This is a genomic window from Mesorhizobium sp. B2-1-8 (genome assembly GCF_006442545.2).
GTDB lineage: Bacteria > Pseudomonadota > Alphaproteobacteria > Rhizobiales > Rhizobiaceae > Mesorhizobium.
The window spans coordinates 1,377,044-1,401,289 of the sequence record NZ_CP083952.1 but is presented as its reverse complement, the minus strand read 5'-3'; the positions used below and the strand labels follow the sequence as shown (position 1 = coordinate 1,401,289).

Below are 24,246 nucleotides of genomic sequence, written 5' to 3'. Positions count from 1 at the left end.
GCTGCCCAGGGGAAGATGGTGGCCGCCGCTATAGCTGAAATCGTTGCTGGATGCGACCGGCGCATTCCAGCGGCGTCAGCAGGCTCGTGTCGACTTCGAGATCGTAGCATATCCCCTTGTGCAAGCGATCATATTGCCAACGCGCCAGCCCCGCCAACCTGCCGGCTCGCAGCTCTTCGCGCGCCTCGATCACCTCCAGAGGCGCCATGACACCGACCAGATGGAGCTCGAAGGCCGACAGCAAGTCGACATATTCCGATATTTCGCCATTGCAGAGCACGTCATCGACAATGAGATTGTTGCCCTGTCCGGCCATGGCCGCAATGGCATGGCGCATGCCGCGCAGCGTCCGCGCCCCGGTCGGCCCGGTCCTGATCACCACCGAAGGCTTGCCGTTCTGCCAGATGGTTTCATAGGAGAAGCCTTCGGCATGGTGCTGCAGGGCATCGGGCAGCATCTCGAGAAAGCTGTCCATCTGGACATGCAGGAACGGCTCGGCGGTTATTGCCTGCAAAGCCCGGGCAATCGAGGATTTGCCGGCGCTGCCGACGCCGTTGAGCACAACGATCCTGGCGGTCATGGTCAAATGCACCTCTTAACATCAGCATCGAGGCCTGACCCACGTGGTATCACGTCAGGCTCAGCTGTTTTGCTCCGATCAAATACTATCCAGACAATCTATCAAAATTGCCATTAGCAATTAACGCTGACGTCAACCGAAGCGTGCAATCGTCGGCAGCCATTTTTGGAGACTGACTATGCGATTTTTTTCAAGCGGCTTTGATAATACTGGCATTTCTTTTTGCAACGAGCGGGCACGCGGACGAGATTTCCGAGACACAAGGCATTTTCGACAATGTCAAAGCCGCTTTTCTCGACGGAAATTTCAAGGAACTCGACCAGATTGCCGATGAATATCGCAACGGAAAAACTCGAACTCCCAGCGGATTGTGGAAACTTACCAAATTCTACAACGCAATTGATATACTTGGATACGATCCTGCCGGCGATGAGCAATCTCTCTATCGCCTTGAGGAGCAGGTAAAAAAATGGATCGACGAGGCGCCGGAATCGAAGTCCGCATACATCGCATATGCAATTTTGCTGTCCCGGCATGCCTTCTTCATTCGAGGCGACGGCTACGCCCCTTCGGTACCGCCGGAGAGATGGCCGGGCTATCTGAAATACCTGGGCAAGGCTCGTCGCCAACTTGAAGCCAGCAAGGCTATCGCATCATCGGACCCACATTGGTATGCGGCGATGTTGGATGTGGCAAACGGGGAAAATTGGCCTGAGGCAAAATTCGACGCGCTCCTGGATGAAGCTGCGACGAAAGAACCTTATTACTACCAGTCATACTTCGTTGCCATCCGACACAAATCTCCAATGTGGGGCGGAAGCCTCGATGCTGTTCGTAAAGTGATTGAGTATGCCGTGGCGATGACCAAGCCCGAGGATGGGATCGGCTTCTACGCTCGAGGATATTGGTATGCGATGGATGAAGTTCTGGGCGCCCGGCATTTTCGGGGATCAACGGTCGATTGGCCACAGATCAATGCCGGATTTGAAGATTTGATCAAGCAGTATCCAGATGACTGGAACATCAATGCTTGGGCGCGCTTCGCTTGTGTTTCACTTGACGCGAGCACCACCCAGAAAGCCTTTGCTCGGCTTGACGGAAGGATCATCCCACGGCAATGGAAGGGGGACATGGTCCACGGTTGCCAGGAATTGGCGAGCGACGATAGCCAAAAATAGGCCGTCACCCAAAAACAGGTCGTCACATTGTCACTACCGGTTTCGCACCACCACGCACGCACCGCCCACGCTTTGCAGTTTCTGGCAGATGACATTGGCGGCAGCGCGGTCGTTGATCCCGATTCTGACGGCGTAGATGCCGCGCCGGCCGATCGGCGTGCGCACCCGGCTCACCACCGGATCATGCCCGGCAAGCAGGGCCGGAAAACGGCCCCGCACCCTGAGCCATTGGCTGATCGCGGCGCTGCGACGGAAATTACCCGCCACCTGGACGCCCCATGGCTTGATGTTGATCGAGGCCATCGCCACGGTCTTCGACATGATCACCGGCAGCTTGCGGCAGGCGACCGCGAAATCCAGCTTGGCATCGAGTGGCTCGACTTTTCCGGCATAGGCGCGGTCGGCGAACTTGTCGACCGGCTCGCCCATCACGTCGAACACATAGCTTTCCGTCTCCATCGGCAGGAAGCCGCCGGAATTCAGCCAGCGCGACACCCGGCTCTCGCCGGCGTTGTAGGCGGCCGCCGCTAGGCCGAGATTGCCATAGCTGGTCTTCATTTCGGCGAGATACCTGGCCGATGCGGGGATCGCCTCGTTGATGTCGAAGGAATTTTCCAACCCCCGCATCTTGGCGGTGCCCGGCATGAACTGGGCGATGCCTTCGGCGCCCACGGGGCTGACGGCATTGGGATCGAAACGGCTTTCCTTCCAGATAAGGCGGGCGAAAAAGTCTCGGGGCAGACCGTTCTGGTCGGCATGCGCCTGGATCAGGTTGCAGACCTTATCGATCAGCCGCTGCTTGGCCGATTGCGGCGGATCGGCCTCGGCAAGCGTCGACAAGGCCATGCCACACAGGAAAATCAGCGTCGCCCAGGGGAAACGCCGCATTTGACCTACTCTGCCGCGGCCTTGCCGCCCTGACCGAACCTCTGTTCGATATAATCGGCGACCATTTTCTCGAAATCCGCCGCGATCGACGGCCCGCGCAGCGTCGCCGCCTTCTTGCCGTCGACGAAGACCGGCGCGGTCGGCGTCTCGCCGGTGCCGGGCAGCGAAATGCCGATATCGGCATGCTTGGATTCCCCCGGGCCGTTGACGATGCAGCCCATCACCGCGACCTTGAGGTTCTCGACGCCCGGATATTTCTCACGCCACACCGGCATGTTCTTGCGCAGGTCCGCCTGGATGTTCTGAGCCAGTTCCTGAAACACGGTGGAGGTGGTGCGGCCGCAGCCGGGGCAGGCCGCGACGATCGGCACGAACTGCCGGAAGCCCATGGTCTGCAGCAGTTCCTGCGACACCTGCACTTCGCGGGTGCGGTCGCCATTGGGCTCCGGCGTCAGCGAGATGCGGATGGTGTCGCCGATGCCTTGCTGCAGGAGGATGCCCATGGCGGCGGAAGAGGCAACGATGCCTTTGGAACCCATGCCGGCTTCGGTGAGGCCGAGATGCAGCGCGTGGTTGGAGCGGGTGGCGAGTTCGGTGTAGACGGCGATCAGGTCCTGCACGCCACTGACCTTGGCCGACAGGATGATTTTTTCGCGGCTGAGGCCAATCTCTTCGGCCATCTCGGCCGACAGGATCGCCGACTGCACGATCGCCTCACGCGTCACTTCCTGCGCCGTCAGGGGGAAACCCTTGTCCTGGTTGTCGTCCATCAGCCGGGTCAACAGCTCCTGGTCGAGCGAGCCCCAGTTGACGCCGATGCGTACCGGCTTGTCGTGCTTGATCGCCATCTCGACGATATCGGTGAACTGCCGGTCCTTCTTGTCCTTGAAACCGACATTGCCGGGATTGATGCGGTACTTGGCCAGTGCCTCGGCGCAGGCCGGATGGTCGGCCAGCAGCTTGTGGCCGATATAGTGGAAGTCGCCGACCAGCGGCACATCGATGCCGAGCCGCAACAGTCGCTCGTGGATGCGCGGCACGGCGGCCGCACTCTCGTCTCGGTCGACGGTGATGCGCACGATCTCGGAGCCGGCGCGATGCAGCGCCGCGACTTGCGCGACCGTCTGGTCGATATCGGCGGTGTCGGTATTGGTCATCGACTGGACGACGACAGGTGCGCCGCCGCCGACGACCACGCCACCGACATCGACGCCGACCGAAGTGCGGCGGGGGAAAGGTGAAGAAAAATATCCGGTCATGCCGGCAGCCTTTTGTCTCTGAGCGCCATGCGTCTCTCTGGAGCGCTATGCGTCTCTCTGAAGCCCGTGCGTCCGCTTGGACGCACAAGCCGGGTCCGATGCGCTGAAGTCCGGGCATGAGGTGGAGGAGCAAAGATGGCTTGTCAATGGCGACAGGTCGCCACTGGCAGCAATTGGTGCCGGCTAGGGACCTGAAACAGCGCACGACCTGACGGCGGCCGGGCATAAATTGGCCTGACGAATATTAGCTTCGACTTGCGGAAGCGCTGAATTTAAAACCACTGCACCGGCGGCTGGCGCCGCCGGCAAGGAAGACCGCCAGTGATGAGCGGCTATGTCAGGTGAGGATCAATGCGTGGTTGGTTGCGCCCTCAGTTTCTCAATCGCATCCTTGAGTGCCAGCTTGCGTCGCTTGAGATTTACGATCTCGAGGTCGTCCACCGATGGGTGGTTCATCGCGTCATCGATTTCGCGTTCGATGTCGCCGTGTTTCCGCTGCAACTCATCAAGATGGGATGCAAGAGACATGATTGGTTCTCCCTTTCATGGTTTCCTCGATTGCAGCCGTCAAAGGCACGTCCACCGCAGGTCGCATCTGTGACGGCACAATGACAGTGTGCCACCATCGGGCAGCGATGTCGAATGCTGCGTGGTAGCATTCCACGACAAGATGAAATGTGATATGGGCTGCGCGCCGGTGGCAGAAATTGCCGCCCCCGCCCAATCAGGCCCAGTTTTGGGCGCCGCAGACGTGCAGACGGTAGAGAATGTCCGATCAGGAACAGGCCGATACTCGCCTCGAATTTTCCCGGCTGAAGCAGGAGCACGCCGATTTCGATGCCGCGATCAACGCGATGATCGCCACGAATTGCGACCCGCTGCAGATCCAGCGCATGAAAAAGAAGAAGCTGGCCCTCAAGGACCGGCTGATGAAGCTGGAAGACAAGATCATTCCAGACATCATCGCCTGAGACGCGAGACCCCGGTTGGCACTTTCCGCCTATCCGCCGATCGAAAGCCCGGCGGCGCGGCCGCGCAACAGGCCGATGAGATCGGCGGTCCGCTCCTCCGACGTATCGATCGGAACCACCAGGCACATCGTCGCCTCGACCTTGCCTGGCGCTGAAAAGACCGGTACGGCGAGGCATTTCGTATAGGCGTCGACCAGGCCCGAGGTGACGCAATAGCCGGTCACCCCTGCCTTTGCGATATCGGCGATGAAATCTTCGAGCCGCAGCTTGCGGCCGTCGGGAAGCACGAGATCGTCGTCCGACACCATGGCTTCGATCGCCGCTCTCTCCAGCCCCGCAAGCAGCAGCCGGCCCGAGGCAGTCCAGGGCAGCGGTATCTGCAGGCCGGTGGCCGAACTGATGCGGAACGGCCTGGTGCCGGGGCTGGAATGGACGATCGTGTAGCGGCCGCTCTGCAGCATGCACAGTTCCGAGGTCTCGCCGGTCTCGCGCGACAGATGATCGACCTCTTGGCGCCCGCGCCGCAACAGGTCGTTGCCGCGCACATAGTCCATTCCGTAGAGGTAGAGCTTCTTGCCGAAATAGACGCGGTTGCCGTCGCCGGCCATTTCCAGCAGGCCGGCATCGACCAGCGACCGCACCAGCGTGTAGGTCGTCGAACGCGGCGCATTGACCCCCTTGGCGAGATCGCCAATGCCGATCGCGCGCTGCGTCATATGAAGGAACTCCAGGATCTCCAGGACCCGGTTGAGACCCTTTTCACGGGAGCCCGCCGTCTTCTCGTCGGCTGACACGGCCAAAACGCTACCATCTTGCATTGTCGATTCCCGGTGTTAGTATCTGTCTTGTACAGGATACACGCGTCTCTTGTAAGAGACAATCCTTGACGATCACTGTCGCGTGTATGGCCTGTGCATAGGGGAACACAACACGAAAGGAGGTTGCCGTGAACGACACATCCGGAAGACGTGATTTTCTGAAATTAGGAATGGCGGGACTTGCGACGGCCGGCGTGCTGGCAACCGTCGATGCCCAGAAGGCCGCCGCGCAAGCCGCATCCGACAGCCTGCTGCGCACGGTGCTTGACCGCGGCAAGCTTATTGTCGGCACCGGCAGCACCAACGCCCCCTGGCACTTCGAGAACGATGCCGGCGAACTGGTCGGCATGGACATCACCATGGGTCGCATCCTGGCCAAGGGCCTTTTCGACGATCCGACCAAGGTCGAGTTCGTCATGCAGGACCCGGCCCAGCGTATTCCCAACGTCACCACCAACAAGGTCGACATCACCATCCAATTCATGACGATGACGGCGCAGCGCTCGCAGCTGATCAATTTCTCCCGGCCCTACTATGTCGAAGGCGTTGCCTTGCTGACGCTGCCGACAGCCGAGAACAAGACCTTCGACAAGCTGCTGGCCGGCGGTTCGGCGACCCGCATTTCCATCCTGCAGAATGTCGACGCCGAAAACTCGGTCCACTACGCTCTGCCACAGGCGCAGGTGCTGCAGATCGACACCCAGGCCAACGTGCTGCAGGCGCTGGAGTCCAAGCGCGCCGACGCCGCCGCCGTCGACCTCTCCACAGTGCGCTGGCTCGCCTCGCGCAACCCTGACAAGTATTTCGATGCCGGCAAGAGCTGGTACTCGATGCTCTACGGAGCCGCACTTCGGCAAGGCGATCTCGACTGGCTGACCTATGTCGACCAGACCTTCACCATCGCCATGTTCGGCCATGAGACGGCGCTCTACGACGCCGCATTCAAGGACTATTTCGGCCAGGAACCGCCGGCACGCCATCCCGGCTTCCCGGTCATCTGACCCAGCCGGGGGAAGAGCGTCTTGAGCGTTCTTCCCCCGCAGCCTATCCTTGAATCGCTCGGCACCGAGAGAGGCGCATGGGCTATACGCTCAATTTCAACCTGATCTGGCGGCATTTCGACAAGCTGTGGGGCGGCCTGCTGCTCAGCCTCGAGCTCGCCGTGATCTCGATCGCCATCGGTGTCGTCATCGGGCTGGTGCTCGCGGTCTGGTATGTCTCGGCCGGACGCGTGGTGCGGGCGGTGATCGCGGCTTATGTCGAATTCATCCGCAACGTGCCCCTGATCCTGCTGGTCTATCTCGTCTTCTACGGCCTGCCGACCGTGGTCGACCTGGCCTACAGCGCACCAACCTCGTTTGTATTGACCCTGTCGGTCTATAGCGGCGCCTATCTGGTCGAGGTATTTCGCTCCGGGCTCGAGGCTGTCCCACGCGGCCAGCTCGACGCCGGCAAGGCGATCGGCCTCACGCCCTGGCAAAGGCTGCTGCATGTGCGCCTGCCGACCATGCTGCGCATCACGCTGCCGGCGCTATCCAACACCTTCATCTCGCTGTTCAAGGACACCTCGATCGCCTCGGTCATCTCGGTGCCCGAACTCACCTTCGGCGCCCAGTGGATCAACTTCAACACTTTCCGCATCGTCGAGGTCTACCTGGTCACCACCGCGATGTATCTGGTGACGGGATACGTGCTGCTTTTTGGGCTGCGGCTCGTCGAGCGCCGGTTCAGGGCGGCGCGCTGACATGCTGAGCCAGATCCTCTATGCACTGCCCTTCCTTGCCGCAGGCTTCGCCGTGACCTTGTGGGTCTCGTTGCTGGTCGTGGTTCTGTCGCTCATCGCCGGCGTGCTGCTGGGCGTCGGCCTGGTCTATGGACCAATGCCGCTGCGCTGGGCGGTGCGCATCTTCTCGGACACCATTCGCGGCATTCCGATCCTGGTGCTGATGTTCTTCGTCTATTACGGCCTGCCCGCGATCGGGCTGCATCTGCCGTCGTTCTGGGCCGCGGTTTTCGCGCTCACTCTGTTCAAGACGGCGCAGGTCATCGAGTATCTCAGGGGCGCGGTCGGCTCGATCCCGAAGGGACAGTCCGAAGCCGCGATGGCGATCGGGCTGACCTTTCGCCAACGGCTCACCTACGTCATCTTTCCGCAGGCCTTCAGGCGCTTCCTGCCGCCTTGGATCAATGGCGTCACTGACGCGGTCAAGGGCAGCGCGCTGGTGTCGCTGCTCGGCATCACCGATTTGATGCAGGCCATCAACCAGGTCATCGGCCGCACCTATGAAGCGATGCCGCTCTATATACTGGGCGCGCTCATCTATTTCGCGGTCAACTACGCACTCTCGCTCGCCAGCCGGCGGCTCGAGCGGCGTTTCTCCTTCATCCGGGAATAGCACGATGTCCGAAACCTCGAACGCCAGTCCCGCGCTGCTCGACGTGCGCGATGTCTCGAAAGCCTTCGGCGCCGTCGAGGTGTTGCGCTCCGTCAGCCTTCAGGTGAAGCGCGGCGAGGTGGTCACCGTCATCGGCCCTTCCGGCAGCGGCAAGACCACGTTGCTGCGCTGCGTCAACTTCCTCGAAAGCTACGACAGCGGCTCGATCCGCATCGACGGCAAGGAGGTCGGCTATCGCGAGGCCGGGACGCGCCAGCGCCGCAGCGAGCGCGATCTTGCCGCCATGCGCGCCGAGACCGGCATGGTGTTCCAGAGCTTCAACCTGTTCCCCCACCTGACGGCCGCCGGCAACATCATGCTGGGCTTGACCAAGGTGCGGGGAAAGAGCGAGGCCGAGGCGCGGTCGATCGCCGAACACTGGCTCGGCCGCGTCGGCCTCGCCCACAAGGCCGACAGCCTCCCGGCCGAACTGTCCGGCGGCCAGCAGCAGCGCGTCGGCATCGCCCGCGCCGTGGCCATGGAACCGAAGATCCTGCTGCTCGACGAAATCACCTCCGCCCTCGATCCCGAACTGGTCGGCGAAGTGCTGGCCGTGGTGCGCAGCCTCGCCGAGGACGGCATGACGATGCTGATGGTGACGCACGAAATGGCCTTCGCCCGCGACGCTTCGAGCCGCATCGTCTTCATGGCCGATGGCGGCGTCAGCGCCGTCGGACCGCCGAAGGAGATCCTCGCGGCGGAGACCACCAACGAACGCCTCCGCACTTTCCTGGCGCGCTTCCGCGCCTCGCATTTCTAAACTCAGGCGGCCAAGGCCGCCCAAGGAGCCTTCATCCATGACGCCTTATACCAGGCTCGCCGAACTCGGCCTGACGCTGCCCGAGCCGCCGACGCCCATCGCCAACTTCGTCACGCACGCCGAAAGCGGCCGGCTGATCTTCCTCTCCGGCCAGGGGCCATTGCGCGCCGACGGCACGCTTTGCACCGGCAAGGTGGGCGACGATGTGACGGTCGAGCAGGCCTATCAGCATGCCCGCCTGACCGGGCTCAACCTGCTTGCTGTCATGCATGCCGCTGCCGGCGATCTCGGCCGCATCGTGCGTGTCGTCAAGCTGCTCGGCTTCGTCAACGCGACGCCGACCTTCAGCGACCATCCAAAGGTGGTCAATGGCTGTTCGGACCTGTTCGCCGATGTCTTCGACAAGATCGGCGGCCATGCCCGTTCGGCGATCGGCGTCGGCTCGCTGCCTGGAAACATCACCGTTGAAATCGAAGCGGTCGTCGAGATCGCCGCCTGACCTGCCACCCCACGGGATTAGCTCACATGAAAACCTATTCCGACACCGGCTCAAACACCACCATCCGCGAACGGCTGGGCTTGAGGCCGATCATCAACGTCTCCGGCACCATGACCGCGCTCGGCGCCTCGATCATCGTCCCGGAAGCCATCAGCGCCATGGCCGAAATGGCCTCGCAATGGGTGGAAATGGACGATCTGCAACGTGCCGCGAGCACGGTCGTCGCGCGCCTCACCGGCGGCGAGGCCGGTTTCATCACCGCCTGCTGCGCCAGCGGCATCACCATGGCGATTGCCGGCGCAATGACGGGAACCAGCCTGCTTGCCATCGAGCGTCTGCCCGACGACACCGGCGACCTCAAGTGCGAGGTCGTCATCCAGCTTGGCCACATCGTCAACTATGGCGCGCCGATCGACCAGTCGGTCCGCGTCGCCGGCGCCAGGGTGGTGCCCGCCGGCACGGTCAGCGTCACGCAGGACTACCATGTGCGCGAGGCGATCAGCGAGCGCACGGCGGCGGGCCTCTATGTCGTCGCCCACCACACCGTGCAGTATGGCATGCTCTCGCTGGAGGAATTCTGCGAGATCTGCCACGCCAAGGGCGTGCCTGTCATCGTCGACGCCGCGTCCGAATATGATCTGCGCGGTTTCCTGGCGCGCGGCGCCGACGTCGTCGTCTACAGCGGCCACAAATTCCTCAGCGGACCGACCAGCGGCATCGTCACCGGCCGAAAGGATCTGGTGCGATCGGCCTATCTGCAGAACCGCGGCGTCGCCCGCGCCATGAAGGTCGGCAAGGAAAGCATCGCCGGCACCATGGCGGCGCTCGAAGCCTGGGAGAAGCGCGACCATGCCGGCATCCGCCGGCGCGAGGAGGCGGCGCTCAATCTGTGGAAGGATGCGCTGCAGGGGCTGCCCGGCATCGCCGCCAACATTATTCCGGACCCGACAGCCAATCCACTCGACCGGCTGCAAATCTTCGTCTCGCCGGAGAGCCGCTTCACCGCGGCAGGGCTCGCCTCGGCGCTTGCCGCCGGCTCGCCGCCGATCATCGTGCGCAACCACGAGGTCGAGCGCGGCCACTTTTTCCTCGACCCCTGCAACCTCCATCCCGGCGAGGCGGAAATCGTCGCCGAACGGCTGCGCGCCGTGCTGACCGCCAAGGATCGCCCGGCCGACGCGATGAAAATCGCCCGCAAGGATTCGCCGGGCGTCTTGCGCTGGCCGGATTGATCGCCAAACCGACCATGCACCGGCTGATCACGCGACCGTGAACAGCCGGATTTGCCCACGCGGGAATAAATCGTCTCCTCAACAAGTCTCCTCGACATACGCCAAAGCTGGCGTTGAGGAGATCGGCATGCCCCATCATCGCGAGCACAGCGAACACGGCTGCGGCGTCAGCCGCCGTCATGCGCTGGCGAACATGATCGTCATCAGTCACTCCTCCTTGGCGCCCCTCCTTTTGATGGCGCTTGACACTGGTGACGCAGATGAATTCACTTTCAGCAAGGCAGGCGACTTCGCCCGTTTCCGGGGGCTTTGCTCCTGCAGACAAGGCAAAATCGCTGTCGCATCTTGAGGCGGCACGCCCAGTCCATCCCGGAGGGGATCATGGTGCTGCTTTGAGCGAGAGAGCCCTGGCAGAGCGCTTCAACGAGGTAGTGCTGCCGCATCTCGGCGACGCGCTGGCGCTTGCCCGCTGGCTGACCGGCAATGCCGCCGATGCCGAGGACGTCGTGCAGGACGCCTGCATCAAGGCGCATGCCGGCATATCGGGCTATGCCGGCGGCAATGCCCGTGCCTGGCTGCTGACTATCGTGCGCAACACCTCCTATACCTGGATGGCGCGCAACCGGCCGCGCGGCATGATGGCCGTCGGCGATCTCGGCGATCTCGACGACATGGCCGCCGCCCATGGCACCAGCCTGTCCGACGAGGACGGCCCGGAAGCGAGCCTGATCGCCAGGGCCGATACGGCGGCACTCGAGGCGGCGATCGCTGCCCTGCCGCAGCCGTTTCGCGAAACGCTGGTGCTGCGCGACATCAACGGTCTCAGCTATCGCGAGATAGCTGCCATGCTCGACGTGCCGATGGGCACGGTGATGTCCAGGCTGGCTCGTGCCCGTAGCCTGCTGGCATCTGAACTGGGGAGAGCGCCATGACCAGCCATGACGACGGACTGCCCAATGATCCGGAAGGTATCAGACTGATGATCCACGCCCTTGTCGATGGCGAGCTCGATGCGGCGGCGGCCCTTGCCGTGGAGCGTCGCATCGCCGCCGATCCCCGGCTTGCCGCCGAGCACGCCCGTATCGTTGCCTTGCGAGGCGCGGTCAGCCGCTTGCCACGCCCCGAAGTCAGCGATGCCTTTCTGGCTCGCATCGCGGCGATTGGTTTCGCGGGCACCGACCAGCAGGAGCCCGATGCGGCGCAGCCGCAGCGTGGCACGCCGTCGAAGCTCCCGGGATTGATTGCCGGCGCAGGCCAGAGACGGGAGGCGGGGACGCGTCCTTCGCAGGCGCGCACATTGCCAAGGGCACGCCGCTTCGGCTCGTTCGACTGGCGCGCCATGGCCGCGTCGATCATGATCAGCGCGGTGCTGGCCAGTGGAGCGACGCAATGGGTCATGCAGAGTGGCGTGGATGACGGCTTTGCCGCCGCTGTCGCCAGCGGCCATCGCCGCAGCCTGCTTGCCGCGAGTCCCCTCGACATCGTCTCGTCCGACCGCCATACGGTCAAGCCGTGGCTCGACGCCCGGATCGGCGTCTCGCCGCCGGCGCCCGACCTTGCTCAGGACGGTTTCGTCCTCATCGGCGGCCGGGTCGAGGTGATATCAGGCCGACCAGTGCCGGCACTGGTCTACCGCCACCGCGAGCACCTGATCACGCTGGTCGCCGAACCGCAGCAGGGCGGCAAGGTCACCCAGCCGGACGATCTTTCCTCGGGCGGCTTCTCGATGGTGCACTGGAGCGACGGTGCTTTCTCCTATTGGGCGATCTCCGACATGGAGCGGCCCGAGCTCGACGACTTCGTCGCCCGCTTCCGCAAGGCGGCGGTGTGAGCCGGATGCGGCCATCGGCATCTCGCCGGTGGCCTGAAATCCTTGCGGCCCCGCGCGAATTCCGCTAAGGCGCGCCTTTGTCGCCGGGGAGCAGAAGCTTGGACGATCAACGCGCCGACGTCGCCATCATCATGGGCAGCCAATCCGACTGGGCGACGATGCGCCAGGCGGCGGAGACGCTGGAGGCGCTTGGTGTCCCCCACAAACGGTTGATCATTTCGGCGCACCGCACGCCTGACCGGCTCTATGAATTCGCCAAGGGCGCCAAGGCGGCCGGCTACAAGGTGATTATCGCCGGCGCGGGCGGCGCGGCGCATCTGCCCGGCATGACGGCTGCGATGACGCCACTGCCGGTTTTCGGCGTACCGGTGGAATCGAAGGCGCTGTCCGGCCAGGATTCGCTGCTCTCCATCGTCCAGATGCCGGCCGGCATTCCTGTCGGAACGCTCGCCATCGGCAAGGCCGGTGCTGCCAATGCGGCTCTCCTTGCCGCCGCCGTGCTGGCGCTGAACGACGACAAGTTGGCCGCGCGGCTGGATGCCTGGCGCGCCTCGCAGACCGCCAAGGTCGCGGCAGAACCGACGGACACGCCGTGAGCCTGCCCGCCGGATCGACGATCGGCATCATTGGCGGCGGCCAGCTTGGCCGCATGCTGGCGATGGCCGCCGGCCGCCTCGGCTACCGCACCATCGTGCTGGAGCCACAGCCGGATTGCCCAGCCGCCCAGGTCGCCAACCGGCAGATCACGGCCGCCTATGACGACCCGGCCGCGCTTGCCGAACTGGCGGCGGCGAGCGCCGTCGTCACCTACGAGTTCGAGAACGTTCCGGTGGCCGCTGCAACCGCGCTTGCCGCCAGGGTGCCGGTCTATCCGCCGGCGCGTGCGCTTGACGTGGCGCAGGACCGGGTGAGCGAAAAGACATTCCTCAACGGCATCGGTATCGCCACCGCCGCGTTCCATCAGGTCGACACCGACGAGGAACTGACGGCGGCGCTGAAGGCGTTCGACGGCAGCGGAATCCTGAAGACGCGGCGCATGGGCTATGACGGCAAGGGCCAGCGCGTCTTCAGCAACATGGAAGCCGGCAGTTTCGCCGGCACCTGCGAGGCGATGGGCAATGTGCCGCTGATCCTGGAGGCCTTCGTGCCGTTCGAGCGCGAGATTTCCGTCATCGCCGCGCGGGGCCTGGACGGCACTGTCGCCGCCTATGATCCGGCCGAAAATGTGCACCGCGACGGTATTCTGCACACATCGACCTTGCCGGCCGGCATCAAACCCGAAACGGCGGTAGCGGTACGAGTTGCGGCATCGAAGATATTATCCGCGCTCGACTATGTCGGCGTGATCGGCGTCGAGTTCTTCGTGCTGGCCGACGGTTCGCTGCTGGCCAACGAGATCGCGCCTCGTGTCCACAATTCCGGCCATTGGACCGAAGCCGCCTGCATCGTTTCGCAGTTCGAGCAAAATATCCGCGCCATCGCCGGACTGCCGCTTGGCAGCCCCGATCGCCATTCCGATTGCGTGATGGAGAACCTGATCGGCGACGACGTGCTGCGCGTTCCAGCCCTGCTCGCCGAGCCCGATCTTATGCTGCATCTCTACGGCAAAGCCGAGGCCCGGCCCGGCCGCAAGATGGGCCATTTCACCCGCATCAGCCGCCGCGGCTGATCCCAAACGCGCCTATTGCACCTCGTCACTGTCCTCGCCGGCGCAGCCCGCATCGCCTTCCTCGCAGTGGGCGGAGGCGGCGAGCTGCTTGATGCGAGCATTGGTCAGCCTGGTCAGGCATTGCGAGACCTCCATGGCATGGATGGACCCACCCTGGCTGGCGGCGGTGGAATGCGTACACTCGGCGTCCCGGAAGGCGATCCAGGCCCGTTGCGCCGCCTGTAGCAATTTCCTGCCATCGGCATCATCGGAGCCGATGAGATCCTGATAGGCCTTGTTGAGCCTGGCGTCGGCCGCCTGATAATCCTCACCGGCACAGATATTCATCATCTGCTGGCCGTCGTCGGAGCGGTCGCATTCCTGTGCTCGGGCAGCCGCGCTCGCCGCCAGGACGACAAGGCAGGTGGACAGTAAAATTCGGCGCATCTTTGTCCCCAAATCACTTGATTGTCGCGGCATGATCCCAGCCCGCCTGAGGTCGCGCAATGCCACGGGGCCGACATGGCGGATATTTGATGATATCGGGACGCGGAGCACGCTTGCGGTTGACTTACGGTTGACATGGGCAAGGCTCCTCGTTTATGAGCCACCCACCGTTCAAAAGGCGCGTCTTCTGGCGCGCCTTAAAATTTCGACCCGGAACCGGGTTCACACCGACAGGCAAGACCATGAAGATCAAGAATTCGCTCAAGGCGCTGAAGGCGCGTCACCGCGACAACCAGCTGGTTCGCCGCAAGGGCCGCATCTACATCATCAACAAGACCGCCCCGCGCTACAAGGCGCGCCAGGGTTGACTTCTCGGCCGGAGGCTTTTTTGCCTCCGCCCATTGATGTTTGTCGGCCAGCCGACCTTCCCACGCTAAATCACTTTGATGTTCCGCCGCCCGGGAGTAAACTCGGGCAATGCGGATTCCTTTTGTATTTTTGACGACTTTCCTTGTTTCCGGTGTCATCTCCCTGCCGACGCAGGCCGGTGATCGGCCGATCGCGGTGGCAGCCGCGGATGGTCAGTCGGCGCCCTCCGGTGCCCAGCCCGTGGCTCCGGACGCTCCGGCCCCGCCGATGACGAAACAGGCCCGGCTCGACAAGCTGTTCTCCGATCTGAAGCGCGAGCGCAACGAAAAGGCCGCCGAGCGCATTGCCGGCAACATCTGGAACGAATGGTCCCAGTCTGGCAGCGCCTCGATCGACCTGATGATGCAGTGGTCGCAAAAAGCGATGAGCGATCAGAAGTTCGACGTCGCGCTCGATTTCCTGGACCAGGTGGTGACCTTGCAGCCAAACTACGCCGAAGGTTGGAACCGCCGCGCCACCGTACATTTCATGATGAAGAACTACGGCAAGTCGATGGCCGACATCGACCGCGCACTGCAGCTCGAACCACGCCATTTCGGTGCGTTGTCGGGGCTGGCCCAGATCATGGCGGAGACCGGCCACAAGCAATCGGCGCTCGAGGCCTGGCAGAGAGTGCTGGCCATCTATCCGATGATGCGAAGCGCCCAGAACCAGGTCGCCACCCTGTCGGAAGAGCTTGCCGGCGAAGGCATTTGATAGATTGGGCATTAGGCGCTTGAACCTCCCTACTGCCTACCCCACAACCAATCCCATCTCACTCTCGTATATTCCCGCATGAACCTGATTTATGCCGCGCTGGCCTTCCTGATGGCGCTTGCCCTTGCCCTTGTCGGCGTGACCCGCGTCGGCTCATGGCTGATCGAGCGCCGCGTTCCGCCGATCGGCGAATTCGCCGACATCGACGGCGCCCGCATCCACTATGTCCACATCCGCTCCAACCAATGCGGATCTGCCTCCGATCGTCTTCATCCATGGCGCCAGCGCCAATCTTAGGGATCAGATGCTGCCGCTGAGGCCACGGCTCGAAGGGCGGGCCGAAATGCTGTTCCTCGACCGGCCGGGAGCCGGTTGGTCGGGACGCCGCCCCGGCAACAGTGAGGATCCGTCGGCTCAGGCCAACACCATCGCCGCGCTCATGGACCGTCTCGGCATCAAGAAGGCAATCATTGTCGGCCATTCCTTCGGTGGCGTGGTGACGGCGGCTTTCGGCCGCGAGCATGCGGACAGGACGCTCGGCCTCGTCTTCCTGGCACCGGCAACCCATCCCTGGCCGGGCGGCGCGACGTCCTGGTACTACGACCTGACCACCATTCCGGTGATCGGCCGGCTGTTCTCCGAGACCCTGAGCTATCCTGCGGGAACGTTGCGGATGGCTGATGCCACGACCTGCGTCTTCGCGCCCAACAAGGTGCCGGACGATTATCTCGCCTCAGCCTCGATCCCGCTGGTGCTGCGGCCATCGGCCTTTCGCGCCAATGCCACCGACGTGGCCGGGCTCTATCGCTATGCGCTTGGTGCCGCGCCGCGCTACAACGAGATCACGGTGCCGACCGTCGTCATTTCGGGCGACCGCGACAAGGTCGTCTATGCGCATATCCATTCCGTTGGCCTAGTGCGCGACATCTCAGGCGCCGAGCTCGTCTGGGTGCATAATCTCGGTCACAAACCCGACTGGATCGCCCCCGACCTCGTTGTCGGCGCCATCGGGAAAGTCGCCGGCAAGGATATCGACCTGGAAGCAATCGCCAGGAAGGTGGAAGCCCGGATTGCCGACGACGCCTATGGCGTGGGCAAATGCGCCGACATCAAGGAACCTGAAGCGGAGCTCGCGCCGACCTGATGCCTGCCATCCGAAAACGGTCATCGCAAGACCCCATCAGGACCTGAGCGGCATGTACGTCCTGAAACACGGCATAAAGAGAAATCCGGAAAAGCGATGGGCGCTGCCGGATCGCATCTTCTTCGGTCACGGCGCGTGCGCCATTCTCGCCGGCACCTTCCTCGAGCATCCGCCTCTTGAGGGATTTTACGGCGAGCGGATCATCCCCGCTGAGAACTTTTCGGGAAACCATATCTATGTGACGAACGGCATGATCGCTTTCGACTACCACGGCTATTGCGCCCGAGAGCGGTTGCTCGAACATCATGAAAGAGGCTGGGCCTCGCGGAACGCCGGATGGCGTTGCACGATCGCGAAGGTCGATTTCGATCTGCTCGATACGACCGAACTCAACCGTCGAAAGATACTGGGCCCGGATCAGTATCTGTACGACCCTATTCCCCGCGCGCACCGGTTTCTCCAGCGTGAAACCACCCGGAAGCCGCGGCAAGAGCGCTCAGGATCGCAATGAGGCTGGCGGCCGACTACCGGCCGGTTTCCGATCCGACATAGGCGATGCGCAGCATGTTGGTCGATCCCGGGGTCCGCAGCGGCACGCCGGCGGTGATGATGACGCGGTCGCCCGGCTTGCCGAAGTCTTCTTCCAGCGCAATGCGGCAGGCGCGGTTGACCATGTCGTCGAGATCCGTGGCGTCCGGCGACACCACGCAATGCGTGCCCCACAAAAGCGACAGCCGCCGCGCCGTGTCGACGATCGGTGACAGCGCGATGATCGGCACCTGTGGGCGCTCACGCGCGGCGCGCAGGCCGGTGGTGCCTGATGCCGTGTAGGTGACGATCGCCGACAGTTTCAGCGTTTCGGCGATTTCGCGGGCGGCCAGCGAAATGGCATCCGCACCGGTCGCTTCCGGCTCCGAACGCTGTGCGTTGATGATGCCGGCATAAGTCGGATCTGTTTCGACTTTGGTGGCGATGCGGTTCATCATGGCAACCGCCTCGACGGGATAGGCGCCCGCCGCCGATTCCGCCGACAGCATGATGGCGTCGGCCCCTTCGAAGACGGCGATCGAAACGTCGGAGACCTCGGCGCGGGTCGGCACCGGGGCGGTGATCATCGATTCCAGCATCTGCGTAGCGACCACCACGGGCTTGCCGGCGCGGCGCGCGGCGCGCGTTATCTGCTTCTGGATGCCGGGCACGGCTTCCAACGGCATCTCGACGCCGAGATCGCCACGGGCGACCATCAGCGCGTCGGACAATTCGATGATCTCGGCCAGCCGGGCGACAGCCTGCGGCTTTTCGATCTTGGCCATGATGAGCGCGCGGCCGCGCGCGATCTTGCGCGCTTCGGCCAGATCTTCCGGCCGCTGCACGAAGGACAGCGCGACCCAGTCGACGCCCGTGGCGAGCACCGCGTCGAGGTCCTTGCGATCCTTCTCGGTCAGCGCGCCGACCGGCAGGTCGGTATCGGGCAGGCTGACGCCCTTCTTGTCGGAAATCGTGGTGCCGGCAATGACGGTACAGACGATCGACTTGCCGTCGCTCTTCACCGCCTTCAGCTCGAGCTTGCCGTCGTCGATCAAGAGGCGATGGCCAGCCTCGACCGAACTCAGGATTTCCGGATGCGGCAGGTAGACCCTGGTCGAGGTGCCAGGCTCGGGATTGTCGTCGAGCGTGAAGGTCTGGCCCAGCGTCAGCACTTCCTTGCCGTTGGCGAATTTGCCGACGCGCAGCTTCGGGCCTTGCAGGTCGGCCAGGATGCCGATCGGCCGGCCGACTTTTTCCTCGACGGCGCGGATGCGTGCGACCAGCGTGCGCATCAGCTCATGATCGGTATGGCTCATATTGATGCGGAAGACATCGGCGCCCGCTTCGAACAGCTTCTTCAGCATCTCCTCGGACGAGGAGGCCGGACCGATGGTGGCGAGGATCTTGACCTTACGGCTACGTCTCATTGACTATTCGTTCCCGGGGCGGCTGGGGCGCCTCCCGTTGCGGGCTCATCGGTGAGCTGGACCATCCAGCTTGCCTGCTCGCCCGTGTCATATTCCTGGAATCCGGCGCGCTGGAAGCCCCGGGCGACGCAGTCGCTTACGCCGGCGATCTTGAACTCTTTTTCAGCCACGCACATGTTGATCGGGCCGTCCCAGCGTCCGCCGCGCTCGGCGTCTTCTGCATAAAGATAGTAAAACCTTGATGACAACGGCCCTTCGATCAACGTCTTGCAGCTCGATCCATCGATGTGCCACCAGCCCTCGGTGATCCAGCCGGCCTTGGCACGATAGCCGATGCCGACACCGACCAGGTTCTGCGTGGCGTTGCAGACGCGGAAATCGGCGTGCGCCGGCGAGGCCATGACCATTGCCGACGCGCCAACGGTCAGGATCAGGAATGGCATGGCAAAGGCTGAGCGCATGCGCTGCCTGCCGGCGCAACCCATTCCAAAACCCCTCAAGAACCACATCAGCATCTCTCTGCGCCCCTTTTCGGAAAAGTCCGGGCGCATGTCAACGCGCCGTTTCAACCAATCCAATCGATTTAGGAAGGCTCTCGGCGCGCCATCCGTCGCCCCTTGCCAGATTTCAGCGGAAACCTTGGCCAAACAACGGCATTGCGCACGCGTCGTCTTCGTGGAATGACGATAGCACCCTCCCCGGAAGCCAGCGAACAGCCCATTTCCCGCCAATGACCCGATCCACAGTTTTCGCGCCATTCGATATTGTCGAGGGCGACCGCAAGCGGGGCATCGTGCTTCTGGCCGATCATGCCCGCCGCGACCTGCCCGAGGAGTATGGCAGCCTGGGGCTGCCATCGGCCGAATTCGGCCGCCATATCGCTTATGACATCGGCGTCGAAGCGGTGACGCGCGAACTGGCGGCCCTGCTGGACGTACCGGCGGTGCTCGCCAATTTCTCGCGGCTGCTGATCGATCCCAACCGGGGCGAGGACGATCCAACCCTCATTCGCCAGCTCTATGACGGCACCATCATTCCAGGAAATTATCCCATGGCGCCGGAAGAACGCGAAAGGCGGCTTGATCGGTTCTACCGTCCTTATCACGATGCGGTCGGCGCCATGATTGCGTCGGTCGTGCAAGCCACCGGCAAGGCGCCCTTCATCTTCTCGGTGCACTCCTTCACGCCGGCCATGCAAGGCAGGCAGCGGCCCTGGCATGTCGGCATCCTCTGGGACAAAGACGACCGGGCGGCGCGACAGCTGATCGACATGCTGGCTGAGGACAAAGACCTCATCGTCGGCGACAACGAACCGTATGACGGCGCGCTGCGCGGCGACACCATGTTCAGGCACGCCATCGTCAATGGCTACGCCCATGCGCTGATCGAAATCCGCCAGGACCTGATAGCGGACCAGCAGGGCATTCTCGCCTGGGCCGAGCGGCTGGCCCCGATCGTTGACGGCATCGACCGCCGTCCCGATATACATGCGGTAAAGATGTTTGGCTCGCGCACCGGGCCGCTATGACGGAGGTTCCGATGACCAAACTCGGCGACGAACAGAAGCGCGACTTCGAGGCGGCCGCCTTTCGCCGGCTGGTGACCCATTTGCGCGAACGTAGCGACGTGCAGAACATCGATCTGATGAACCTCGCCGGTTTCTGCCGCAACTGCCTGTCGAATTGGTATCGCGAGGCTGCCAATGCCGAGGGCGTCGATCTCTCGAAGGACCAGTCGCGCGAGATCGTCTACGGCATGCCCTATGCGCAGTGGCAGGCGCTCAACCAGACAGAGGCTTCGGACGCCAAGAAGGCCGAATTCGAAGCCAGGCGTCCTAGGGATCACTGAGTCCGTTTGGCCCAAATGCTTTCCCACAAGAGCGCTTGACTGAAAATTGAATCGATCTAATTTGCCGCGCAAAGCCATTTTCTGACCGGATTCGCCCTATGAACGCGTCGAACGCCATGCAGACTGCCATCCGCGGGCGATGGGCGGTGGCCGCCATTTTCCTCGCCAACGGTTTTCTGACCGGCAGTTGGGCGCCGCAGATTCCGGTGTTCCTGACCAGGCTGGACATCTCGAAATTCACGCTCGGCCTGCTGATCCTTTTGTTTGGCGCCGGCGCGGTCACCGCCATGACATGGTGCGGCCACCTGATCTCCAGACATGGCTCGCGCACCGTGCTGCGCTGGTTCGGTCTCTGCGGCAGCCTCGGCCTGCTGGTCGTGGCGCTGGCGCCCAACGTGCCGCTGGCGGCCGCTGCCATGTTCATCTTCGGCGGCTCGATCGGCGGCATGGATGTCGCCATGAATGCCAATGCGGTGGTGGTGGAACGGCGGCTGGGGCGCGCCATCATGTCCTCCTCGCACGGCTTCTGGAGCCTCGGCGGTTTCGCCGGCGGCGCCCTTGGCGGCTTTGCCATCCAGACCTATGGCCATTTCGCCCATGCCGCGGTGGTGACCGCGCTTGCCTTTGCGGCGATCGCGGCGGCGGTCCCCCATATCGTGGCCGAAAACAGGCCTCAAGCGGCCGAGCACCACAAATTCACTTTGCCGGCAAACCCATTGGTCTACCTGATCGGCCTGATGGCCCTGCTGACGATGATTTCCGAGGGCGCGGTACTCGACTGGGCGGCGCTGTATCTGCGGCAGGAACTCGGCGCCGACCTCGCCGTCGCCGGCTTGGCCTACGCCGCCTTCTCCGGCGTCATGGCGATCATGCGCTTTTTCGGTGATGGTGTCCGCAACCGCTTCGGCGCGGTGACGACGCTGCGCGGATCGGCTGTATTCGCCGCCGCCGGCATGCTGATCGCCGGCCTGTCACCCTCGCCCTGGCTCGTTATCGCGGCCTTTGCGCTTTGCGGCTTCGGCATCGCCAACATGGTGCCGATCATATTTTCGGCCGGCGGCAACCAGGAAGGCATGTCGTCGGGCACCGGCATGAGCGTGGTCACCACCATGGGTTATTCCGGCATTCTGGTGGCGCCGTCGGCGATCGGCTTCGTTGCCGAACATTTCAGCTTCGGCCCGATCTTCATCGCCATGGCGGGCCTGCTGATCGTCGTTCTTTTGATGGCCGGGTTGGCTCACCGCGCCGAATTCGCCCCCGACGCCGCACCTGCCGAATAGCGCCTCAACTCCTCATGGAGAAAGTCGGCCACGCGGCGGATGCGCACGCTGCCGCGCACGTCGCGATGCATGGCGAGCCAGACCGGCAGGGCAGGTAATGGCAGGCCGGGCAACACCTTTTCCACGAGCGGATCGCGGTCTGCCAGCGGCTCCTGGCCAAGACCAATGCCGTTTCCCGCCCGCACCGCTTCCCAGAGCACGATCTGATTGTCGGCCCTGAAGCGGAAACTGTTTCGGGTGACCGAGGCGCCATACTGGGAAAAGGCTCGGATCATCTCGTCGCTGCGATCGAAGCCGATCAGGGCGTGATTGACGAGATCAGCCGGCCCCAGCGGGCGCCCCTGTCTCTTGAGATAGGAGATGGCCGCGCAGGCACGGAGCGCGATATCGCAGACCTTGCGTGCCACCAGTTCGTTTTGCGCCGGCTTGACCATGCGAATGGCGATGTCGGCGTCGCGACGCAGCAGGTTCTCGACCTGGTTCGACGCAACGATCTCGACCTCGATGCCGGGTTCCTCGATGCCGAGCCTTGCCATCATGTCTGGCAGCACATAGGCCGCCACCACTTCGCTGGCGGCAATCCGCACCGTGCCCTCGATCGCCTCCACCGAGCCCAGCGCGAGCCGTGAAAAGGCATTCGCCTGCTCGCTAACCGCCTTGCCGCGTTCGAACAGCGTGGCACCGGCTTCCGTCAACGCATAGCCGCTTCGCCCGCGCCGGAAAAGCGTGACGCCTAGCGCCTGTTCCAACTCCCCGATGTGACGGCCAAGCGTCGGCTGGCTTGCCGACAGCTTTCGCGCCGCGGCCGACAGGCTGCCGGTTTCCGCCACGGTGACAAAGCTCTTGATCAGATTCCAGTCGATGTCATCCATTCAATAATGAATATCAAAACTGCATTCGTAGTCAATTCCAATTCATCCATGAAGCAATCATATTCACCCTGCAAACACCGATACCGACTGCAACAACCAACCAGGAGTAATCCAATGACCAAGATTGCACTCACCGCCGCCGCCCTCCTCATCGCCGGCAGCACCGCTTTTGCCGGCAGCGACAAGTTTGGCTCGGGCAATGCCAGCCAGCCGGCCGTCGCCAGCACCGACAACACGACCACCGCTTCGATCGGCAAATCCGAGGCGACCAATCAGAAGCCTGTCGTCCAGGGCAGCAACCGCGACCTCTCGGGCAGCCGCTGAACGGCGGATCCTCCGAAGATCCAGAAAGCGGCGGGCTTGTCCCGTCGCTTCACGGCAAACCCGCACTTCGAAGCAACCCGGCACTTCAAAGCCAATCCCCGCACTTCAAAGCGAACAAGGAGACGAAGAATGACCAAGATCGCAATCCTCGGCGCCAATGGCCGGCTCGGCCGCGTGGTTGCCAGAGCCTTCATCGACGCTGGCTTCGACATCCGTGCCGTCACCCGTACCGGCAAGATGCCGGCTGAGCTTAAGGGCGCCACGGCGGTTGCCGGCGATGCGCTCGACCGTCAATCGCTGATCCAGGCCACAGAGGGTGTCGATATCATCTTCAACGGCCTGAACCCGATCTACACCGATTGGGGCAAGTGCCTGCCGATGGCGCAGAACGTCATGGCGGCCTGCCATGCCAACGGCGCGCTGCACCTTTTCCCCGGCACCGTCTACAATTACGGCTCGCCAATGCCGGCGGTGATCACGGAAGACACCCCCTTCCATCCGACCACGGAAAAAGGCCGCATTCGCTGCGCCATGGAGGATTTGTTCCGCCGTGAGGCCGAGGCCGGCCGGGTGCGCACCATCCTTCTGCGCGCCGGCGATTTCTTCGGCGGCACCGGCAGCGGCTCGTGGTTCGACCTGATCGTCGCCGCCAAGATCAACAAGGGCACGTACACAGCACCTGGTCCGGCCGACCTCGTGCATGAATGGGCCTATCTGCCGGACTTCGCCGTCGGTTTCGTCGCGCTGGCCCGCAATCTCGACAAGCTCGGCTTCTATGAGGCGCTGAACTTCCCCGGCCACGCCGTCACCGATCTTCAGATCAAGGCCGCGGTCGAGAAGGCCGTCGGCCATCAGTTGAAGATGGCAGCGATGCCCTGGTGGGTGCTGCGCGCCGGCAGCCCGTTCGTGGCGATGTGGCGCGAGATCGTCTCGATGTCGTACCTGCGCTTCCAGCCACACCGGCTGGCTTCGACGCGGCTGGAAGGCGTCATTGGAGAAATCCCGCATACGCCGCTTGATCGGGCGGTCGCCGAGGCTCTCGAAGATGTCGGCATCGCCACCGTGAATGGCGCCGCGGAAGCTGCCTGATTTCCGACGCCGACGGCACTTAAAACTTACCCGAGGCTGAAGGCCTTTCGTCCTTTACGAATT

General features: G+C 63.2%; 29 protein-coding genes and 2 pseudogenes. 22 read left to right on the top strand and 9 right to left on the bottom strand.

From position 1 onward, the window contains the following. Nucleotides 1-28: 28 nt before the first annotated feature. Nucleotides 29-580 (bottom strand): phosphotransferase-like protein, encoded by a 552-nt coding sequence (locus tag FJ970_RS06835; protein WP_140754623.1) that lies wholly within the window; start codon nt 578-580, stop codon nt 29-31. Nucleotides 581-780: 200 nt separating this feature from the next. On the opposite strand from FJ970_RS06835, the gene FJ970_RS06830 reads away from it, so the two are divergent. Beyond that, nucleotides 781-1,758 carry a DUF4034 domain-containing protein gene (locus FJ970_RS06830; RefSeq protein WP_140754625.1) on the top strand — a complete coding sequence of 326 codons (978 nt, stop codon included), beginning with the start codon at nt 781-783 and terminating at the stop codon, nt 1,756-1,758. Between the two features lie 33 nt (nt 1,759-1,791). Here the strand turns inward: FJ970_RS06830 and FJ970_RS06825 are convergent, their stop codons facing one another. The 3 genes from FJ970_RS06825 to FJ970_RS06815 form a co-directional block, all read right to left on the bottom strand. After that, nucleotides 1,792-2,646 (bottom strand): lytic transglycosylase domain-containing protein, encoded by an 855-nt coding sequence (locus FJ970_RS06825; RefSeq protein WP_140754627.1) that lies wholly within the window; start codon nt 2,644-2,646, stop codon nt 1,792-1,794. A gap of 5 nt (nt 2,647-2,651) precedes the next feature. Next, the gene (gene ispG / locus FJ970_RS06820; protein ID WP_140754629.1) at nt 2,652-3,905 is read right to left on the bottom strand and encodes a flavodoxin-dependent (E)-4-hydroxy-3-methylbut-2-enyl-diphosphate synthase; all 1,254 of its coding nucleotides are present in this window, start codon (nt 3,903-3,905) and stop codon (nt 2,652-2,654) included. Between the two features lie 348 nt (nt 3,906-4,253). Continuing rightward, nucleotides 4,254-4,433 carry a YdcH family protein gene (locus FJ970_RS06815; protein ID WP_127278461.1) on the bottom strand — a complete coding sequence of 60 codons (180 nt, stop codon included), beginning with the start codon at nt 4,431-4,433 and terminating at the stop codon, nt 4,254-4,256. A gap of 239 nt (nt 4,434-4,672) precedes the next feature. Here FJ970_RS06815 and FJ970_RS06810 point away from each other — a divergent pair, with 239 nt between their 5' ends. After that, nucleotides 4,673-4,876, top strand: coding sequence for a YdcH family protein (locus tag FJ970_RS06810; protein WP_140754631.1), 204 nt, complete (start codon nt 4,673-4,675; stop codon nt 4,874-4,876). A gap of 29 nt (nt 4,877-4,905) precedes the next feature. Here FJ970_RS06810 and FJ970_RS06805 read toward each other — a convergent pair whose 3' ends face one another. Continuing rightward, a complete protein-coding gene (locus tag FJ970_RS06805; RefSeq protein ID WP_140754633.1) occupies nt 4,906-5,694 on the bottom strand; it encodes an IclR family transcriptional regulator in 789 nt (262 codons plus the stop codon). 170 nt (nt 5,695-5,864) lie between these two features. Between FJ970_RS06805 and FJ970_RS06800 the strand changes: the two genes are divergently transcribed. The 11 genes from FJ970_RS06800 to FJ970_RS06750 all read left to right on the top strand — a co-directional run bounded on the left by FJ970_RS06800 (nt 5,865) and on the right by FJ970_RS06750 (nt 14,120). After that, nucleotides 5,865-6,695, top strand: a complete 831-nt coding sequence (locus FJ970_RS06800) for a transporter substrate-binding domain-containing protein (RefSeq protein WP_181178233.1) — start codon at nt 5,865-5,867, stop codon at nt 6,693-6,695. Between the two features lie 77 nt (nt 6,696-6,772). After that, the gene (locus tag FJ970_RS06795) at nt 6,773-7,438 is read left to right on the top strand and encodes an amino acid ABC transporter permease (protein WP_140754637.1); all 666 of its coding nucleotides are present in this window, start codon (nt 6,773-6,775) and stop codon (nt 7,436-7,438) included. Nucleotide 7,439: 1 nt separating this feature from the next. After that, nucleotides 7,440-8,090, top strand: a complete 651-nt coding sequence (locus FJ970_RS06790; protein WP_140754639.1) for an amino acid ABC transporter permease — start codon at nt 7,440-7,442, stop codon at nt 8,088-8,090. Between the two features lie 4 nt (nt 8,091-8,094). After that, the gene (locus FJ970_RS06785; RefSeq protein WP_140754641.1) at nt 8,095-8,889 is read left to right on the top strand and encodes an amino acid ABC transporter ATP-binding protein; all 795 of its coding nucleotides are present in this window, start codon (nt 8,095-8,097) and stop codon (nt 8,887-8,889) included. Nucleotides 8,890-8,926: 37 nt separating this feature from the next. Further along, nucleotides 8,927-9,388, top strand: a complete 462-nt coding sequence (locus tag FJ970_RS06780) for a RidA family protein (RefSeq protein ID WP_112100853.1) — start codon at nt 8,927-8,929, stop codon at nt 9,386-9,388. 26 nt (nt 9,389-9,414) lie between these two features. Then, nucleotides 9,415-10,620, top strand: coding sequence for an aminotransferase class V-fold PLP-dependent enzyme (locus tag FJ970_RS06775; protein WP_140754643.1), 1,206 nt, complete (start codon nt 9,415-9,417; stop codon nt 10,618-10,620). A gap of 127 nt (nt 10,621-10,747) precedes the next feature. Further along, nucleotides 10,748-10,969, top strand: coding sequence for a hypothetical protein (locus tag FJ970_RS06770; protein ID WP_140754645.1), 222 nt, complete (start codon nt 10,748-10,750; stop codon nt 10,967-10,969). Nucleotides 10,970-11,012: 43 nt separating this feature from the next. Continuing rightward, nucleotides 11,013-11,552 (top strand): sigma-70 family RNA polymerase sigma factor, encoded by a 540-nt coding sequence (locus tag FJ970_RS06765; protein ID WP_140754647.1) that lies wholly within the window; start codon nt 11,013-11,015, stop codon nt 11,550-11,552. Beyond that, nucleotides 11,549-12,451, top strand: coding sequence for an anti-sigma factor family protein (locus FJ970_RS06760; RefSeq protein ID WP_140754649.1), 903 nt, complete (start codon nt 11,549-11,551; stop codon nt 12,449-12,451). The genes FJ970_RS06765 and FJ970_RS06760 overlap by 4 nt, the downstream gene beginning before the upstream one ends. A 98-nt stretch (nt 12,452-12,549) precedes the next feature. Further along, on the top strand, nt 12,550-13,047 hold the full coding sequence (gene purE, locus FJ970_RS06755) for a 5-(carboxyamino)imidazole ribonucleotide mutase (RefSeq protein WP_140754651.1): 498 nt from the start codon (nt 12,550-12,552) through the stop codon (nt 13,045-13,047). Then, nucleotides 13,044-14,120, top strand: a complete 1,077-nt coding sequence (locus FJ970_RS06750) for a 5-(carboxyamino)imidazole ribonucleotide synthase (RefSeq protein WP_140754653.1) — start codon at nt 13,044-13,046, stop codon at nt 14,118-14,120. The genes purE and FJ970_RS06750 overlap by 4 nt, the downstream gene beginning before the upstream one ends. Nucleotides 14,121-14,132: 12 nt before the next feature. Here the strand turns inward: FJ970_RS06750 and FJ970_RS06745 are convergent, their stop codons facing one another. Then, on the bottom strand, nt 14,133-14,546 hold the full coding sequence (locus tag FJ970_RS06745; protein WP_140754655.1) for a lysozyme inhibitor LprI family protein: 414 nt from the start codon (nt 14,544-14,546) through the stop codon (nt 14,133-14,135). A gap of 242 nt (nt 14,547-14,788) precedes the next feature. Here FJ970_RS06745 and ykgO point away from each other — a divergent pair, with 242 nt between their 5' ends. The 4 genes and pseudogenes from ykgO (at nt 14,789) to FJ970_RS06725 (ending at nt 17,367) form a co-directional block, all read left to right on the top strand. Further along, a complete protein-coding gene (gene ykgO / locus FJ970_RS06740) occupies nt 14,789-14,914 on the top strand; it encodes a type B 50S ribosomal protein L36 (RefSeq protein WP_006203764.1) in 126 nt (41 codons plus the stop codon). Between the two features lie 109 nt (nt 14,915-15,023). Next, nucleotides 15,024-15,671, top strand: coding sequence for a tetratricopeptide repeat protein (locus tag FJ970_RS06735; protein ID WP_140754657.1), 648 nt, complete (start codon nt 15,024-15,026; stop codon nt 15,669-15,671). Between the two features lie 78 nt (nt 15,672-15,749). After that, a pseudogene (locus tag FJ970_RS06730) lies at nt 15,750-16,815 on the top strand (alpha/beta fold hydrolase). A gap of 52 nt (nt 16,816-16,867) precedes the next feature. Continuing rightward, nucleotides 16,868-17,367: pseudogene (locus tag FJ970_RS06725) on the top strand (hypothetical protein). Here FJ970_RS06725 and pyk read toward each other — a convergent pair. Next, nucleotides 17,340-18,770 (bottom strand): pyruvate kinase, encoded by a 1,431-nt coding sequence (gene pyk / locus FJ970_RS06720; protein WP_140754659.1) that lies wholly within the window; start codon nt 18,768-18,770, stop codon nt 17,340-17,342. The pseudogene FJ970_RS06725 and the gene pyk overlap by 28 nt on opposite strands. Beyond that, entirely contained in the window at nt 18,767-19,213 is a 447-nt protein-coding gene (locus FJ970_RS06715) for a DUF1036 domain-containing protein (protein ID WP_224591876.1), read from the bottom strand. The genes pyk and FJ970_RS06715 overlap by 4 nt, the downstream gene beginning before the upstream one ends. Nucleotides 19,214-19,500: 287 nt before the next feature. On the opposite strand from FJ970_RS06715, the gene FJ970_RS06710 reads away from it, so the two are divergent. The 3 genes from FJ970_RS06710 to FJ970_RS06700 all read left to right on the top strand — a co-directional run bounded on the left by FJ970_RS06710 (nt 19,501) and on the right by FJ970_RS06700 (nt 21,898). Next, nucleotides 19,501-20,298 (top strand): N-formylglutamate amidohydrolase, encoded by a 798-nt coding sequence (locus FJ970_RS06710; protein ID WP_140754661.1) that lies wholly within the window; start codon nt 19,501-19,503, stop codon nt 20,296-20,298. An 11-nt stretch (nt 20,299-20,309) separates the two neighbouring features. Further along, the gene (locus FJ970_RS06705) at nt 20,310-20,618 is read left to right on the top strand and encodes a DUF1244 domain-containing protein (RefSeq protein WP_140754662.1); all 309 of its coding nucleotides are present in this window, start codon (nt 20,310-20,312) and stop codon (nt 20,616-20,618) included. 98 nt (nt 20,619-20,716) lie between these two features. Further along, nucleotides 20,717-21,898 (top strand): MFS transporter, encoded by a 1,182-nt coding sequence (locus FJ970_RS06700; protein WP_140754664.1) that lies wholly within the window; start codon nt 20,717-20,719, stop codon nt 21,896-21,898. Here FJ970_RS06700 and FJ970_RS06695 read toward each other — a convergent pair. Further along, on the bottom strand, nt 21,856-22,770 hold the full coding sequence (locus FJ970_RS06695) for a LysR family transcriptional regulator (RefSeq protein WP_140754666.1): 915 nt from the start codon (nt 22,768-22,770) through the stop codon (nt 21,856-21,858). The two genes, FJ970_RS06700 and FJ970_RS06695, sit on opposite strands and share 43 nt — an antisense overlap. Nucleotides 22,771-22,884: 114 nt before the next feature. On the opposite strand from FJ970_RS06695, the gene FJ970_RS06690 reads away from it, so the two are divergent. Further along, nucleotides 22,885-23,094 carry a DUF680 domain-containing protein gene (locus tag FJ970_RS06690; RefSeq protein ID WP_140754668.1) on the top strand — a complete coding sequence of 70 codons (210 nt, stop codon included), beginning with the start codon at nt 22,885-22,887 and terminating at the stop codon, nt 23,092-23,094. A 129-nt stretch (nt 23,095-23,223) separates the two neighbouring features. Continuing rightward, complete coding sequence (locus FJ970_RS06685; RefSeq protein WP_140754670.1) at nt 23,224-24,183, top strand: SDR family oxidoreductase; 960 nt, start codon at nt 23,224-23,226, stop codon at nt 24,181-24,183. Nucleotides 24,184-24,246 lie beyond the last annotated feature (63 nt).

What these genes read in the sequence shown, in the direction of transcription:
- FJ970_RS06795 (WP_140754637.1), top strand. Translation starts at nt 6,773, where the DNA reads ATGGGCTATACGCTCAATTTCAACCTGATCTGGCGGCATTTCGACAAG.
- FJ970_RS06690 (WP_140754668.1), top strand. Translation starts at nt 22,885, where the DNA reads ATGACCAAGATTGCACTCACCGCCGCCGCCCTCCTCATCGCCGGCAGC.
- FJ970_RS06775 (WP_140754643.1), top strand. Translation starts at nt 9,415, where the DNA reads ATGAAAACCTATTCCGACACCGGCTCAAACACCACCATCCGCGAACGG.
- FJ970_RS06760 (WP_140754649.1), top strand. Translation starts at nt 11,549, where the DNA reads ATGACCAGCCATGACGACGGACTGCCCAATGATCCGGAAGGTATCAGA.
- pyk (WP_140754659.1), bottom strand. Translation starts at nt 18,770, where the DNA reads ATGAGACGTAGCCGTAAGGTCAAGATCCTCGCCACCATCGGTCCGGCC.
- ispG (WP_140754629.1), bottom strand. Translation starts at nt 3,905, where the DNA reads ATGACCGGATATTTTTCTTCACCTTTCCCCCGCCGCACTTCGGTCGGC.
- FJ970_RS06790 (WP_140754639.1), top strand. Translation starts at nt 7,440, where the DNA reads ATGCTGAGCCAGATCCTCTATGCACTGCCCTTCCTTGCCGCAGGCTTC.
- FJ970_RS06715 (WP_224591876.1), bottom strand. Translation starts at nt 19,213, where the DNA reads ATGCCATTCCTGATCCTGACCGTTGGCGCGTCGGCAATGGTCATGGCC.
- FJ970_RS06800 (WP_181178233.1), top strand. Translation starts at nt 5,865, where the DNA reads ATGGCGGGACTTGCGACGGCCGGCGTGCTGGCAACCGTCGATGCCCAG.
- FJ970_RS06735 (WP_140754657.1), top strand. Translation starts at nt 15,024, where the DNA reads ATGCGGATTCCTTTTGTATTTTTGACGACTTTCCTTGTTTCCGGTGTC.
- FJ970_RS06805 (WP_140754633.1), bottom strand. Translation starts at nt 5,694, where the DNA reads ATGCAAGATGGTAGCGTTTTGGCCGTGTCAGCCGACGAGAAGACGGCG.
- ykgO (WP_006203764.1), top strand. Translation starts at nt 14,789, where the DNA reads ATGAAGATCAAGAATTCGCTCAAGGCGCTGAAGGCGCGTCACCGCGAC.
- FJ970_RS06780 (WP_112100853.1), top strand. Translation starts at nt 8,927, where the DNA reads ATGACGCCTTATACCAGGCTCGCCGAACTCGGCCTGACGCTGCCCGAG.
- FJ970_RS06825 (WP_140754627.1), bottom strand. Translation starts at nt 2,646, where the DNA reads ATGCGGCGTTTCCCCTGGGCGACGCTGATTTTCCTGTGTGGCATGGCC.
- FJ970_RS06710 (WP_140754661.1), top strand. Translation starts at nt 19,501, where the DNA reads ATGACCCGATCCACAGTTTTCGCGCCATTCGATATTGTCGAGGGCGAC.
- FJ970_RS06785 (WP_140754641.1), top strand. Translation starts at nt 8,095, where the DNA reads ATGTCCGAAACCTCGAACGCCAGTCCCGCGCTGCTCGACGTGCGCGAT.
- FJ970_RS06695 (WP_140754666.1), bottom strand. Translation starts at nt 22,770, where the DNA reads ATGGATGACATCGACTGGAATCTGATCAAGAGCTTTGTCACCGTGGCG.
- FJ970_RS06700 (WP_140754664.1), top strand. Translation starts at nt 20,717, where the DNA reads ATGAACGCGTCGAACGCCATGCAGACTGCCATCCGCGGGCGATGGGCG.
- FJ970_RS06815 (WP_127278461.1), bottom strand. Translation starts at nt 4,433, where the DNA reads ATGTCTCTTGCATCCCATCTTGATGAGTTGCAGCGGAAACACGGCGAC.
- FJ970_RS06770 (WP_140754645.1), top strand. Translation starts at nt 10,748, where the DNA reads ATGCCCCATCATCGCGAGCACAGCGAACACGGCTGCGGCGTCAGCCGC.
- FJ970_RS06745 (WP_140754655.1), bottom strand. Translation starts at nt 14,546, where the DNA reads ATGCGCCGAATTTTACTGTCCACCTGCCTTGTCGTCCTGGCGGCGAGC.
- FJ970_RS06835 (WP_140754623.1), bottom strand. Translation starts at nt 580, where the DNA reads ATGACCGCCAGGATCGTTGTGCTCAACGGCGTCGGCAGCGCCGGCAAA.
- FJ970_RS06685 (WP_140754670.1), top strand. Translation starts at nt 23,224, where the DNA reads ATGACCAAGATCGCAATCCTCGGCGCCAATGGCCGGCTCGGCCGCGTG.
- FJ970_RS06810 (WP_140754631.1), top strand. Translation starts at nt 4,673, where the DNA reads ATGTCCGATCAGGAACAGGCCGATACTCGCCTCGAATTTTCCCGGCTG.
- FJ970_RS06705 (WP_140754662.1), top strand. Translation starts at nt 20,310, where the DNA reads ATGACCAAACTCGGCGACGAACAGAAGCGCGACTTCGAGGCGGCCGCC.